Origin of the sequence: Cedecea sp. (genome assembly GCF_036500665.1) — a bacterium.
Lineage (GTDB): Bacteria > Pseudomonadota > Gammaproteobacteria > Enterobacterales > Enterobacteriaceae > Cedecea.
This window is the reverse complement of record NZ_DASYBS010000035.1, coordinates 16,757-30,987: the sequence shown is the minus strand read 5'-3', so window position 1 is coordinate 30,987 and position 14,231 is coordinate 16,757. Positions and strand designations below refer to the sequence as shown.

At 51.7% G+C, this 14,231-nt stretch carries 16 protein-coding genes; all 16 read left to right on the top strand.

The window, feature by feature from the left end:
* Positions 1 to 12 precede the first annotated feature (12 nt).
* The 16 genes from VGM55_RS05765 (at position 13) to VGM55_RS05690 (ending at position 14,187) form a co-directional block, all read left to right on the top strand.
* Positions 13 to 417, top strand: coding sequence for a hypothetical protein (locus VGM55_RS05765; RefSeq protein WP_331634887.1), 405 nt, complete (start codon positions 13 to 15; stop codon positions 415 to 417).
* A 282-nt stretch (positions 418 to 699) separates the two neighbouring features.
* Positions 700 to 1,323, top strand: coding sequence for a type-F conjugative transfer system protein TraW (gene traW, locus VGM55_RS05760; protein ID WP_331634886.1), 624 nt, complete (start codon positions 700 to 702; stop codon positions 1,321 to 1,323).
* Positions 1,323 to 2,120: a DsbA family protein gene (locus tag VGM55_RS05755; protein ID WP_331634885.1), complete on the top strand. Its 798-nt coding sequence runs from the start codon at positions 1,323 to 1,325 to the stop codon at positions 2,118 to 2,120. Before traW ends, VGM55_RS05755 begins: the two co-directional genes overlap by 1 nt.
* Positions 2,117 to 3,112, top strand: coding sequence for a conjugal transfer pilus assembly protein TraU (traU, locus tag VGM55_RS05750; RefSeq protein ID WP_331634884.1), 996 nt, complete (start codon positions 2,117 to 2,119; stop codon positions 3,110 to 3,112). The genes VGM55_RS05755 and traU overlap by 4 nt, the downstream gene beginning before the upstream one ends.
* Positions 3,085 to 3,525: a type-F conjugative transfer system pilin assembly protein TrbC gene (trbC, locus tag VGM55_RS05745; protein ID WP_331634883.1), complete on the top strand. Its 441-nt coding sequence runs from the start codon at positions 3,085 to 3,087 to the stop codon at positions 3,523 to 3,525. The genes traU and trbC overlap by 28 nt, the downstream gene beginning before the upstream one ends.
* 75 nt (positions 3,526 to 3,600) lie before the next feature.
* A complete protein-coding gene (gene traN / locus VGM55_RS05740; RefSeq protein ID WP_331634882.1) occupies positions 3,601 to 5,535 on the top strand; it encodes a type-F conjugative transfer system mating-pair stabilization protein TraN in 1,935 nt (644 codons plus the stop codon).
* Positions 5,532 to 6,311 (top strand): type-F conjugative transfer system pilin assembly protein TraF, encoded by a 780-nt coding sequence (gene traF / locus VGM55_RS05735; RefSeq protein WP_331634881.1) that lies wholly within the window; start codon positions 5,532 to 5,534, stop codon positions 6,309 to 6,311. The genes traN and traF (VGM55_RS05735) overlap by 4 nt, the downstream gene beginning before the upstream one ends.
* Positions 6,312 to 6,362: 51 nt before the next feature.
* Positions 6,363 to 6,668 (top strand): hypothetical protein, encoded by a 306-nt coding sequence (locus VGM55_RS05730; RefSeq protein ID WP_331634880.1) that lies wholly within the window; start codon positions 6,363 to 6,365, stop codon positions 6,666 to 6,668.
* Complete coding sequence (gene traF / locus VGM55_RS05725; protein WP_331634879.1) at positions 6,665 to 7,171, top strand: conjugal transfer protein TraF; 507 nt, start codon at positions 6,665 to 6,667, stop codon at positions 7,169 to 7,171. The genes VGM55_RS05730 and traF (VGM55_RS05725) overlap by 4 nt, the downstream gene beginning before the upstream one ends.
* A complete protein-coding gene (locus VGM55_RS05720; protein ID WP_331634876.1) occupies positions 7,171 to 7,494 on the top strand; it encodes a hypothetical protein in 324 nt (107 codons plus the stop codon). The genes traF (VGM55_RS05725) and VGM55_RS05720 overlap by 1 nt, the downstream gene beginning before the upstream one ends.
* On the top strand, positions 7,484 to 8,845 hold the full coding sequence (locus VGM55_RS05715) for a conjugal transfer protein TraH (protein ID WP_331634874.1): 1,362 nt from the start codon (positions 7,484 to 7,486) through the stop codon (positions 8,843 to 8,845). The genes VGM55_RS05720 and VGM55_RS05715 overlap by 11 nt, the downstream gene beginning before the upstream one ends.
* Positions 8,845 to 11,757 (top strand): conjugal transfer mating-pair stabilization protein TraG, encoded by a 2,913-nt coding sequence (gene traG, locus VGM55_RS05710; protein WP_331634873.1) that lies wholly within the window; start codon positions 8,845 to 8,847, stop codon positions 11,755 to 11,757. Before VGM55_RS05715 ends, traG begins: the two co-directional genes overlap by 1 nt.
* Entirely contained in the window at positions 11,747 to 12,295 is a 549-nt protein-coding gene (locus VGM55_RS05705; RefSeq protein WP_331634872.1) for a hypothetical protein, read from the top strand. Before traG ends, VGM55_RS05705 begins: the two co-directional genes overlap by 11 nt.
* A gap of 14 nt (positions 12,296 to 12,309) precedes the next feature.
* A complete protein-coding gene (locus VGM55_RS05700; protein ID WP_331634871.1) occupies positions 12,310 to 12,720 on the top strand; it encodes a hypothetical protein in 411 nt (136 codons plus the stop codon).
* 195 nt (positions 12,721 to 12,915) lie between these two features.
* The gene (traT, locus tag VGM55_RS05695; protein ID WP_331634870.1) at positions 12,916 to 13,647 is read left to right on the top strand and encodes a conjugal transfer complement resistance protein TraT; all 732 of its coding nucleotides are present in this window, start codon (positions 12,916 to 12,918) and stop codon (positions 13,645 to 13,647) included.
* A gap of 87 nt (positions 13,648 to 13,734) precedes the next feature.
* Positions 13,735 to 14,187, top strand: coding sequence for a hypothetical protein (locus VGM55_RS05690; RefSeq protein WP_331634869.1), 453 nt, complete (start codon positions 13,735 to 13,737; stop codon positions 14,185 to 14,187).
* Positions 14,188 to 14,231 lie beyond the last annotated feature (44 nt).

Here is a 14,231-nt window from a genome sequence, read left to right as displayed (position 1 = left end):
TAAGGAGAAACCATGAGTCACAACGAAAATTCAGTCGGCAAGGGCGTTTCCAGCATTTTCAAGCGCCAAACCGACGCTTGGGTACCGGCCCCGCCCCGTCCTGGTCTGGTGTTTGCCCAACGTTTGGGGTGGTCCGCATTGGCGGTTGCATTAGGATTGGCAATCGCTGGTTACGCCAGTCAGACCTTCTGGAGTGCGCTGTTTGCCGGGTTGTACTCGCATAATCAGGCGTTGTCTGCAGACGCACAGGCACTCAAACCGCTGACGAATATCACGATGTATGCCATTCCCACGTTGTTTTATGCAGGTGGGGTCGGGGCTTTTGGTGTTGGTGTGGCTGGTCTGCTTGTGCACGATGTCGGCCAGTGGGTCGATAACTGGCGGGCGCAGCGGCGAGGGCTCCCCTCATGCGACTGAGGTGGTTCATCATAGTCCTCGCCGTCCTGATCATGGTCTACGTATTTTTCGCTCCCCCTTCAATTCGTGAACAGCGCACAAATCAAATGTATCAACAGATCGCACGGGAAACGACGGTGTGCCCTCAGATATCGGATGTGCTCAGGTCCTGGCGTGATACGAAGGATCAGTTGATTGCCTGTATCAAAACGGCGCCGGTGCAACAGGGCGCAGCACTCTACGGTGTGATGGGGGGACTGGGACTGTTCGTCCTGTGGTGTTCACGACGAAGGAAAAAAACCGATGAAACTTAAGTTTGCTGGGTTGTTTATGGTCCTTGCTCTGCCCGTCAGCGCTGCAGATCTGGGAACCTTCGGTGAGGTTTGGGATGTTCGGGAGCAAAATTTACTGACAGTCATTCAAACACGCCTGAAAGATCACTTTGCCGGCCGCAGCCAGGCCGACATCCAGAAAGAATTACAAGACCGCGTCACTGAAAGCGCAATGCGGCCGGCACCAGTGGAGGGTGTAGGGCGCGGCCCCAAAACCTGGGTGCGCCAGTTTGATCCGGCCATCGTCTCCAGTCAGGAACTGGCTGACCACAACGGCACCGTCTTTGTCCGCAAGGGGCAGCGCGTCTCGCCTTTTGATGTCATCCCGGTTTTCAACGAAACGTTGTATTTCATTGATGGAGACGATGCCGAACAGGTGGCGTGGATGAAGCAGCAAAAACCGACTACAGCCGTCAGCAAAATTATTCTGGTCAGCGGCAGCATCAAGGACAGCGCTGAAACGTTAGACAGCCGTATTTACTTTGACCAGGGGGGCGCGATAGTGCGTCGTTTCGGCATCAAACAAATCCCGGCCATCATCACCCAGGAGCCGGGAAAACCCTTACTGCGTATAACCGAAATAGGATTACCTTGATGAAAAAATTAATGTTTGCGACCGTCTTGCCTCTTCTTTTGTCAGCCCACCCCGCAACAGCCGTTGAAACACCCACAGTAGAAATCTATACGCCAGGTGAGCAAGAAGCCATTGGTCAGATCGCCGCGGCCTACCTTCGGGCCCACCCGGAGATCCTGATCGAAATGAGCGAGAAACTGCAGCATCAGGAAGAGCAGCAGCAACAAAAAGGCGCTATTGAGGCGGTGTTGGCTAACCAGAAAACCCTGCTGCAGGATCCGGCCAGCCCGGTGGTACACCCCGACGGTGATGTGGCACTGGTGCAATTCTTTGACTACCAGTGCATCTGGTGCTCCCGCATGGCACCAGTGGTCGAGAGTCTCGTCACCGGTGACGCCAAGTTGCGCGTCACTTTCAAGGAATGGCCGATCTTCGGTAAACAGTGGCCATTGTCGACCTTTGCAGCCCGGACCGGGTTGTCTGTCTGGGCAGCCAAAGGAGCCGTCGGCTACCAGCAGTACCACAATACGCTGTACCAAACCGGCCATGTGGAAGGGCAATTGACCCGAGAAGATATTGCGCGTGCGGTGACTGCTGCCGGCGCCGACGATGCAAAACTGGAGCGAGTACCGGAAACGCAGCTCAGCGCCACTGCTGAACTGGCGAGTCAGTTAGGCATCAACGGTACACCGGCCTTTATCGTGATGCCGGTGAATGGGGCCTCTGTCGCCAACACCTCGGTGATGTTTGGCGCAGTCGATGCCGCTACGCTGCAGTCGGCCATCACCAAAGCGCGGTCAACCGGGAGTGCTCAGTGAAGCGCCGCTGGCTGGCGCTGGGGTTACTGCTTATCGGTGGCGTGAGCAGCGGGGCGGCATCAGCAAAGGATCTCACCTGCGAGGGGCGTTGGGTTAACCCCATTACCGATGTGTGCTGGAAATGTATGTTTCCCATGAGCATCGGCAGTACACAAGTCTCCAAGGGCAGTTTGCCGGATACGGAAAATCCTACTTCGCCGATCCAGCTGTGTCCGGCGCCGCCACCGATATTTAAACGCACGGGCTTGGCCATAGGATTCTGGGAGCCTTTTGCCATGACTGACGTGACGCGGGCACCGGGCTGCATGGTGAACATGGGCGGATTCAGTATCCCCATCCCAAAGGTGGGAACGGGAGTCGGTACGAAAGAGGCCAACGACAATCCCGGAACCTTCTATCACGTGCATTGGTACAAGTATCCGCTCATCAGTTGGCTGAACATCATTACTTCCGTGGGATGTATGCAGGGCGGGGAATATGACATCGCATACCTTTCGGAGTTGGATCCGATGTGGAAGGACGACATGCTGGCGCTGTTCACTAACCCGGAGGCGATATTGTTTGGTAATCCCGTGGCCCAGATGGCCTGTGCCGCTGATGCAGTCGCGGCCGAAGTGCACAAGCCGCTCGATGCGTTGTTCTGGTGTGCCGGCGGGCACGGTTCAATGTATCCCTTTACCGGCAATCTCTATACCGAAAGCAGCGGATTAAACAGTGGGGTACTGCTCAGCGAGCGGATGAACTTCAAGCTGCACCGCCAGGGGATGATTTGGGACACGGTTGGCGTTAACACTGCCGTCTGCTACGAGTACCCGACGGTCATCATGCCCAAGGGACGCTATCGCTATCAAATGGTCAACACGATCCCGGATGCCAACCAGTGCCACCCGCTGGGGCGCAGCGTGATGCGCTGGCAGGTGGGAAAAGAAATGCCGAACAGTCGGAAAAACTATGGGTATCTCATATGGAAAAAACGAAATTGCGTGGTATAGCGCCGGTGGCGCTGGGATTATCCATGATATTGGCGGTGCCGGTTTCGGCCGCTGATAGCACCCCGCTGGATGAGTCACCGAACGAAACCGCCTATTTCCTGTCGGCGTCGTTACCGGAAAAAGACCTGGTGCCGCTTATTCAAGCGGCGGAAAAGCAAAATCTGCCAGTGTATTTTCGGGGGCTTATCAACAACGACATGAAAACCACAGCCAATTATATCCAGTATTTGGTCGGCAAATATCATATTGCCGGCATCAATATTGACCCGCTGCGGTTTGAGCGTTTTGGGATCAACAAAGTCCCGGCGCTGGTGAAACGTTGTGGAGACCACTTCGATGTGGTGTATGGCAACGTTGCACTCAGTCAGGGCCTGGACATTATTGCGCGCCGCGGGCAGTGCGCCGGAAAGTAATTTGTTCCCTCTCAGCATCAACCTTAATTAACTCTTTTATCTGTATTAATCATTCGACAGCAACCGGAGGCTCCCATGTGGCGTGCCACGCTCTCGTTATATTCCGCGGCTGGCCTGTTGTCGTTGGCGCTCAACCAGTGTTACGCCAGCGACATGAATACCTCAATGGAGGAAGGGTATTCAGCGGCTCAAGCTGCGGGAAGCCAAGCCCAGTCTTCCATCGGCGGCGTCCAGCCGCAGCAGTATTTTGAGCACTATGATGCAAACCCACCACAGAGCGGGTATTACCAGGGCGGAACCCAGACAGACACTTCACTCGGCGCCAAGGGGCAGCAGGAGCTGGGAACCAGCGAAATGGGGCAGCTGGCGCGGGAGTCCTTTATCAATAACCCGAGCGATAAGATTGACTGGGATTCGGACATGATGAAGAACGTCCGCAATATTCAGCAGAACGCCGACGTAATAGCCGCCGGCACCGGGCCGCAGTGCGTTAAACAGGCCATCAACAAGGTTAGCTATAGCTCGCACAACTGCCAGCAAGCCAAAAGTGTCGAAGCCGATTGCCGGCGAGAAGCCCATATAGAGACTCGCAGCAAGGTGGTCAAGAAACAAAAAACCGTCGCTGTCAGCGTCCCTATGCAGTCCAGTTGGAGTGCACGATGGAATGGTCAACTTGTGATACCGGAGAAGGCCCGGTTATTACGCGTCGCCGTCAGAGCATCCGGTATGCCAATTCCTTACTCGGAGGCTTGTTACTACCAATGGAACGGCAAGTGTCAGGCATCGGTCGGCGAGACATTCTCCATCATGGGACGCACGCTACCGGTGAAGGTGGACGCGTTGCCGAATCACAGCGAACAGTGTTCCGGCGGTAAAAACGACCACTGTACACATCGGTATAACGACGGGAGCAGCAGCGTCAATCAAACCTTTGATGTCGATATGGCCGTCAGTGCCGGTCAGTCATTCGCGGTGGTCAAAACGTCCAAAACCACCGGTAACCGCCAGCCCGCGGGCTTTACGGTCAACGTAACACTGACATTAGAAGTGGAGGAGACCGTTGCGGATCCGGTAGTGGTGTGGACCGAAGCCTGTACGGCCGACAAAGCGAATGATGTGCAGCTCAGTTCACAATGCGTTTCCCCCGGCGGCAACCGGGTCGTGCAGGTTGGCGGCCAGAGTTACACCCTGTATCAGGACTGCTGGGCCTACAAGGATGTCTACCAGGTCTACGAAAGCGATGATAACACCTGCAGTACTTACGAGAACGACCGTAACTGCACCGTCGGCACCCGAACCTGCCTGCGCAAAGTTGGGATGTACTGCGTGATGGAATCTCTGACATACCAGTGTCAACACACCGTCAGCAGCGAGGGGTGGGTATGTGGCAGTCAGTTCTTCTGTTCAGACGGCAAGTGCTCTGCCATTAAAAATGACAGCAATAACGATTTTCAGGGGGCGGTATCCCAGTTGGCCGCGCTGGCCGCGGCTGGCAAGGATGTGGCAGGCATGGACCCTGACAAGGTCCGGGCCTTTACCGGAAAAGGGATGTCCTGCCGGAAGTCGGCGCTGGGGTTCAGTAACTGTTGTAAGAGCAGTGGCTGGGGGCAGGATGTGGGGCTGGCGCAATGCAACGATGAAGAGAAATCCATCGGCAAGGCCAAGGAGAAGCTGTTAACCGTCGATATTGGTGAGTTCTGCGCGAAGAAGGTTCTGGGCGTCTGCCTGCAGAAAAAGCACAGCTACTGTGTATTTGACAGCAAGCTGGCGCGTATCGTTCAGCAACAGGGCCGGGAAGGTCAGCTTCATATCGGGTTTGGGAGTGCAAAGAGCCCAGATTGTCGGGGCGTCAATATGGATGAATTGCAGCGGATCCAGTTCGACCATCTCGATTTCACCGACTTTTACGATGAGCTGCAGAGCAATGTAGCCCTGCCGGATCAGAAGCAATTAACTGACCGTATTTCTGATCAAATAAAGAATAGCCTGCAGCAAAGTGGAGGAAAATGATGAAACGCGCCCTTATCCTGGCCGTGGGCGTTGTGACCGGGGCGGTGCATGCTGCACCACCTCCGCAGCCCAACGGTTACACGTATGACCCCGCAGTGGGGTGGCACTGGTATAACGAACCGAAAAAAGCAAAAGACAAGCAACCTCCGCCGGGATCACCGTCATCCACAACACCTGAAAGTGCGACTGAAACACTGAGAAAACTCAGCGTCATTCGCGATGAGCTGAGAAACCAGGCGGTGCTGGAAGGCACCCCAGAGAGCGTGCGGCGTTACAAGGTTATGCAGGACTATCTGGTGGATAAAGCCACCAAGTTCAGCGCCACATGGGACCGTGTTCTGCTGGAAAATCCCGAACTCGATTACAGCCTGCAGCATCCCTACTACAACGGGACGGCGCCGCTGGAATATCAGAAAGAGCGACAGGCGCAGAACGCCGCCATTCGCTACGTCAATCAGCGATATGGGGTGTTCTTCTTTTACCGGGGCAATGAGCCACTGGATAACAAGCTGGGTGAGGTTATCAAGGAGTTTTCAGTGCAGTACGGCATTCCTGTTATTCCCATCACTGTCGATGGGCGTGTAAACCCCGACTTGCCAGAAAGCAAACAGGACACCGGACAAGCTGGGAAAATGGGGATTAAACATTTCCCTGCAGTTTATCTGGTCGAACCTGGGAAAAAGACATTTAAGCCTTTGGCCTACGGCTTTATCACCCAGGATGACCTTGCACGCCGGATGCTGAACGTCGTCACCGATTTTAAACCGCGTTTTTAAGGCATATGCCCTTCGGCATTTCCTTCCTTATTACTGAACCTGGAGTCTTTTATGTGGAATCGAACTGCGCACCTTGGCGGTGCGCTGCTGAGCTGTGCCTGTTTTACCTCCATGTACGGTAGCGTTTTCTTCCGATGGTATCTCACGAACACCGATGGCTTGTTACCTGCGGAGAGCTCCGTTTTTCTTATCTTGTTCACTCTTTCCTGGGTGTGCCTGTCGCTGGCCGCAGGGTTAGTGCTGAGTGCATTTGTTATCGGTGTGTTCAATAGCCTGGGTCTTGCCCTCTCCCATGGCCGTCGGGCCGGACAAATCCTGCTGCAGCAATTACGCTCATCGCGGAGGAACAAACCATGATCCGGACATTGCTTGTCGTCAGTTCGCTGACATTACTTCCTCTTGTTCCTGCCCTGGCTGGAACACCGGCTACGACAACGCCGAATGTGCAACAGCCTGTGCCCTCAGCGGCACCCACTTCACCGGTCTGGTTCCGGTTGGCCGACGGCCGCACCATTGATATTCAGCACTGGCAGGTGGTGCATTTCATCCGCTCAGATTGTCCGTACTGCCACCGCTTTAATCCGGTGTTGCGCGATATGGCCGATCGTTTGGGTTTAAAGGTGTTCGTCTACAGCTTTGACGGTGTGGGAGACGCGGTTTTTCCTGATGTCTTGCCGACAAACGACGCAGTACTTGAGCAGTTCTTTGCTGAATTGCCCAAGGTCACGCCGACAGATTTTCTGGTGAATACGCAAACGCTGGTCACGATCCCTCTGGCGCAGGGGGCACTCACCGAAGTGGCGCTCAGCCAGCGTCTTGATGAAAGTTTCGGGTTGGCCGTTCGGTTGGGGGTGTTGTGATGCTGAGAAAGTTTTTCCTTCATCCCATGCGCTTACTGGGTGTGGCAGGGCTGCTGGTGTTGGCGGCGATGGGTGTGGAGAACGCGGGGAGATGGTTACTGGCCCTGTCCCTGTGGCTTCCAGAACAGCAGTGGTTGGCGGGGTTACCCGTCCTGGAGCAGCAACACCACGTGTTGGCGCTCGGGCTTCTCTACCTGGCTCTGATACTGATGTTCATCGGAATGATCGTGGGTTATGCGCAGTGGTTGATTCAGGGCGCGAAGTGGATGGCGTCACGGTGGATCAAGCTCAGAAGCGGTAAACGAGGTACGCATGAAAAATAATATGAAATGGGTGGCCTTGTGCCTGGCCGGCGCTGTCTTTCAGGCTCAGGCCGGTATCAATGACGATCTGAACTCCTTCTTTAACCAGATGGGGGGCGGCGGCAATGTCTCGATGCCGGCCGCCTGGCAAGGGCAATCGGCCGGCTATTTAACGGGGGGCAACCTGTTTATGCGTATGCCCGTGCGTAATATCCAGCTGGTGTCGGTGACGCTGCCTGATATCAAGGCCGGATGTGGCGGCATTGATGCTTATCTGGGGTCATTCTCGTTTATCAACAGTGACCAACTTAAGGTTATGGGGAAACAAATTTTAAGCAACGCGGCTGGCTATGCATTTGATCTTGGACTTGAAACGGTTTGCCCACAGTGCAAGGCGGTAAAAGATTATCTGCAACGCATGGCCACTGATATCAACAATATGAACATCTCTACCTGCCAGGCTGCGCAGTCTATCGTCGGCGGACTGGTTCCAAAAAACTCTGAAACGACGCGCAAGGTGTGCCAGGACATCGCCGGTCAGCACAACGTGTTTGCGGACTGGGCTGCATCTCGTCAGGGCTGCGGGGTGGGCGGTGAAACAGACAAGGTATTCAGCAAAGCGACGCCGGAAGAGAAAAAACAAATCCCACGTAACCGTAACCTGACCTGGGCCACCTTTGAAAAGGTTAACCAGTTCATCAGCAACGATCGGGAACTGAAGGAACTCATCATGTCGATGGTCGGTACCGTGATTTATGACGATCGCGGCAACCCTACGTTCCTGTCACCGAGGGGCGGCAGTGAGGCCATTTTTAATACGCTGCTCAATGGCGGCACGGCAAAAATCTACCGTTGTAACGATAACACCGACTGCCTAAAACCTTCGGCGGCGGAATTTACGCTCTCATCAGATAAAGGCATGACGGCACGCGTCAGAACGATCCTGCAGGAAATTTTCCGTAAGGCGCAATCGGACAAACCCATTACGGAAGCCGAGAAGAATCTCATCGAGAGCACACGCGTCAAAGTTTTGCGCTATGCCATCGACACCGCGTCCGTCGGTCTGGATGAGTCGGTTGTTACCAGTCTGGCCGAGTATATCGCGGCCGACATGGTGATGACCTACATCAACGGTCTGCTTGATGTGGCCGAGACTGCAGCGTCTGGAACCCTCAATACCGAAGATGAAAATACGCGTTTCCGGGAGAACCTGATGTCGGTACGGAGCCAGTTAGGGCAGCGTGTCTCGCGTATTCAGGTGCAACAAAACGGCGTGATGGAGCTGGAGCAAAACCTGTCGTATATGCGTCAACAACTTTCCAGTGGGTTGTCTGACAAGGTCATGTCCAACTATGAATTCGGGGGGCAGTGATGGCGCTTGATATTTGGGCTGTCGGAAACGGCAGCATGATCGCAATGGGGCTTAACGCCGTCGCGACGATGTTCAACTCGGCAAGTTGGCAAACCCTCTTGTGGCTGGGAGAGACCCTTGGGGTTTTGACCTGTGTTGGGGCCTACATCAAAACTCACGATTTGCGCGGGGTGTTTGCCTGGGCCATGACCTTTTGTATCTGCACGGCGTTATTACTGACGCCCAAGGAAACGGTTGTGGTCAATGACCTTACGCGCCCGGAGCGAATAGACCGGGTTGATAATGTGCCGGTGGGGCTGGCCGTTCCTCTCTATTTGCTGACCGGTATCGGCTATACCATGTCAACCACCTATGAAGATTTTTTCCACTTCCCGGATGAGCGTTCGTATAGCAAAACCGGCATGATGTTTGGCTCGCGGCTGTTGCAAGACTCCTTTGTGATGGCGGCGACGGATCCGGAACTGCAGAGTAACTTCAATGAATACGTGAAGAATTGCGTCATCCCGGATGCGCAACTGAACCATAAGTTCTCGCTTGAAGCTGTGATGCAATCAACCGAGATGGCCAATATCATATTTAGCCAGCCCAGCCCACTGCGGGGGATCTATTTTCGCAGTGGCGCCAACAGTACGTTCATGACCTGTCGGGATGCGACGCCGCGCCTTAAATCTTCACTTAACAAGGAGGCCAGCGGGGGCGGGGGAACCTTCATGTATCATGCTTCACGTATGTTCCCTGGGAATAAACAGGCACAGGTGTTGTACCCAGGCATGCTGGAAAGCAGCTACAGCTATTTCTTTATGGCCGGCAAAAAAGCGCGGGATATTATTCAGCAGAACGTACTGATCGCCGGCATGCGGCGAGGGACCAGTAGCTATGTGAAATCGATGAATGATACGGCTTCACTGGTGGATATCGCTTCTGAACAGTCGCTGATGAAGTTGAGGCTTTCACATGCGACCAGTTACAAAATTGCTCAGGAAATATTGCCCCAACTGCATACTGTGATGCTGATGTTGTGCGTCAGTATTTTCCCGGTCATGGTGTTGGCGCTCTTTGTCAGGGAGCTGACCTGGAACGTGGTGAAAAATTACCTCAATATCCTGGGGAGTTTGATGCTGTGGCCCGTGATGTTTGCGATATTCAACTTCATCGTCAACTGGGGAACACAAATGTCCCTCAGTGGGGAAGCGCCTGCTGGGCCAACACTCAGTAATATGAACCGGTTGATGGAGACCAGTTCGACCACCGGCGGGATTGCCGGCTGGCTGATGATGTCCATTCCATTTATCAGCTTCAAGCTGTTTACGTCTCTGGGGCAGAACATCGCCAGTGCCGGTTCGTATCTGGGTAATGCCCTGACCGGCGCGGCATCAGCGGACTCGGCCAACGTGGCCTCAGGTAACTACAACATTAACAACCAGTCCGTCGATAACATCAACGGGTTCAAACGTGACCTAAATGTGGTCAACCGCGAAGGGATGGTAACCAATCAGCTGGCTAATGGTGCGCTGGAGACCCGTACCGGCGGTGGGCAGACGGTGTACGACGGTTCTGGTGCGATGTCCCGTTTACCTGTCGACCTCAACTTCGACCACCATATGGCCAGCGCAGCACAGAAAATGACGCGCGACAGTCTGTCGCAGACCCAAACGGCAATGGACGGCTATAACCACTCTGTCGCGCAAACTGCCAGCCAGGTACGCCAGTTCCACAACCAGTTTGGCAACAGTGACTCGGCCACCGTCGCTGCGCAGACCGGGATGTCGGTCAACGACGCGGACAAATTCCAGAAGGCCACCAATGTTGTTGAGGCTTATGCTCAGAAGCACCATATGAGTTTTGATCAGGCTTACAGCGAAGTAGAGCACAAGTCGAAAAGTCTGGATGCGAACATTGGCGCGAGGGCATCGCTCGGATTTGACAGCAGTAAGTCCGGTGCCGGCAAAGTGGGGCAATTTGTCACGGGTGTCTCTGTTAGAGGTGATGTTCATGCCGGCCTGGAAGGTCGGGGTTCTACAGGCAGTTCATCACAAACTACCGATGGTGGACGGAGCGGGAACGACACCAGTCATGATGTGTCGGCGCAGGACATGAAGACGTTCAGCGAAGGGGTGACGGTGGCGCGTAACTACAACACCAGCTTCAACGGAGCGCATGTGGATAACGCAGCGGCAGGACTGATGACCCAAATATCGACAGGTGTCACCACCTCTGATACTCACTATCAGCAATTTACCGACAGCCAGGCACGGACGCACGAGTACCAACAGATGGCATCGCAAACCGATACCCTCAGCGCACAGGCCAAGAGCAACTATACGCAGGAGTTCGTGGAGTATGTCCGGCGTGAGGCACCGGCGGAGGCTGCAGAATTGCTGACCAATGCTGATAATCCGGCAATCCGGGAACGGCGGGAAGATATGGTCGAAACCTTTATGCAGGATAAGCTGAAAGGGCGACTGGATAACCATTATGAAACCAATGCGGCACATACCGGTGATAATATCTCGGGTGTGGGAAATAATGCCGTCGGGCAGATGGGTGGGACTTATCAGCAATATAACCAAGATATTGATGGCAAGGTTAAAGAGGCTGGAATACAAACGAACGTTAAAGCCACTGTGCAGAATAATATGAATCAGACACAAGATGGAATGGACCAGCGAGAAGATTACGTTCATAATGAGAAGAAGGATGTTGATACGCAGCAAACCGACAGAAAGAATGAATTTGCCGGAGCTAATAAAGATTTTAGAGAAAAACTTCATGCTGCTGAGTTGCATCAGGGGAGTTTCGACCCGATGAGTAAGAACTCAAATTATGGTATAAGTAATCTTTTGAGTAGTGACTATAGCGATTATTTGGGTAAGTCAAAAGAAAGCTTAAAGGAGAAGGGTGATGAAAAATGATGTCATGATTTCCTATAAAGAAATGGAAAGCTGCACCAGGGAGTTGATTGATTCAGTAAGAAATAATGAAGGCTATCCACCATCGTTAAGCGTACTGATGAAGCCTTTTTTAGTATATTTTTTGTTGTCCTATATTCTCATTGGTGTTGGTGTTTTTATTGATATATATGCGCATGGAGCACATGATTCAATTGTTTTGGTTTTCCCTCTTTTCTTTTTCTTACTAAGCATTATTGTTTTTGTTGCAAGTGTTAGAGCTAATGGTGTTTTTTCGATGGTATCTGAGGATGTCAGGAGAAAGTCAAAGTTAATTGTTATGCTTAAAGGCAAATGGAAAAAGTACGCGTTCACGAACTCAGTTCTTTGGGTGTTAATGGCATTTCTGACTTATTTGTCTAGCGGTGCGTCGATAATTCTTCCGATTTTTATCACATTTACAATGGCGTGTTCCTACATGATGTATTCATTAGATATGTCACGATATCAGCTGTCTGGTTTGTTTGGTGCTATTAAAGAAGCAATGATTTTATCACGTTAAAAAGGAGTTTGGCTTTGAGTGTTTTAAAAAAAGGAAATGGATTTATTTTGTTAGGATATGTGCTCCTATCCTCGATTGGATCCTTACATGCAGGTGAAAAAATTCGGGAAGGGGGAACGGTTTACAATTATCAACAACTAAAAAAAGAAGCAGCACAGGGAATGAAAGTACCAAGGATGGCTATTGATATTACATTTAATGCAACTTTAGATGCCATTTTCTATGCTAGTGCTGCAAATAAAATGGCAGCAGGAGATAAATTCATCCCGTTCTTTTGTACCCCAAAGGATTACCAGATGAATGGTTCAGTATTAGAGGGTGTCGTAGACTCTTATATTAATAAGAACTCGAAAGGTGTATCACCAAATGACAGTATAGGACTAATTTCTGTTTTAGCGTTAAGAGACCGATTCCCCTGTAATTAACATTTCCTTACTCTGAATATCCCAGAAGAGTGTTCTTCACTGTTCGGCGTGTTGGCTGCAGCAAAGTCTGAATTGACCAAATAATCCATTTAATTTAAAAATATCCCAGTTGTTTAATGCGGCTGGGATAACACATCTCGTATAAATGGATGTGTTATCTACGAGTTATCCATTCTCAATAAAGGTATTGTAATAATGAAATCAAAAAACATTTTGATGGTGACAGCTATTGCCTCAACGCTGGCTTTATCTGGTTGTGGTGCAATGAGTACCGCTATTAAAAAACGTAATCTGGATGTAAAAACCCAGATGAGTGACACCATCTGGATAGAACCTTCCAATGAGCGAACCGTCTATCTGCAGATCCGTAATACGTCAGACCAGGATATGTCAGGCTTGCCCGCAAAAATAACGCAAGCCGTGCAGGCCAAGGGCTATCAGGTAGTCACTTCACCAAATTCCGCTTACTACTGGATCCAGGCCAATGTGCTAAAGGCAGAGAAGATGGACCTGCGCGAGTCACAGAGCTGGCTGAATCAGGGTTATCAGAGTGCAGCAGTGACCGCCGCTTTGGGGGCTGGTATCACTGCGTATAATACCGGTTCTGTAGGGACAACGTTGGGGGTTGGCTTGGCCTCTGGTCTTGTGGGGATGGCGGCAGACGCCTTGGTGGAAGACATCAACTACACGATGGTGACAGACGTGCAGATCGCCGAACGAACTCAAGCATCAGTGCGGACCGACAATGTAGCGGCGCTGCAGCAGGGTAACTCTGGTGCCAAGGTACAGACCAGCAGTGAGAACGGTAATCAGCATAAATACCAGACTCGTATTGTTTCCAATGCCAACAAGGTCAATCTGAAGTTTGAAGAAGCACAGCCGGTTCTGGAGAACCAGTTGGCTAAATCGATTGCCAATATTCTGTAATTACCCCTCCGATTTATCTATTTCACCTGATTGTATTCAGCAACCGGCATATCGGTTTTGAAGATTGTGTTATCTAATAGGGTTTCCATGAAAAATGAAAAGCATGCGTTAAATCTCCTGAAGGAATGCGAGGGTAACATCCTGATTGTTGGTCAACCAGGCTCTGGAAAAAATAGCTTGGTGAAAAAGGCTCGATTAAATTCCGTTTCTGTTATTGATGTTTGCAGTGTTATGGATGGGTATCCAAACGATTATGTATTTACAGATGCCGGATTTGAGATGCTTGATTTAGACGCGTGTGATGCTGACGTTATTGTATTGGATGAAGTTGACTTGTGGAATGATGAGTTATTTAAAGGGTCGCGGCTTTATAAATTCATGAAATCCATTATTGAAAAAAGACGGAGGGTTATTGTTTTAACTCATGCAAATATACCACCAAAAGTCGCAACATACTTCGATGGTCTGCTTGTGATAGAACAATTTTTTGAAGATACGCACTCTACTTTGTCTGTAAGCAATAACAATATCTTGCACTGAAATTAAGAACACCCCTTCCATCAGTTCGGTGAAGGGGTTAACAC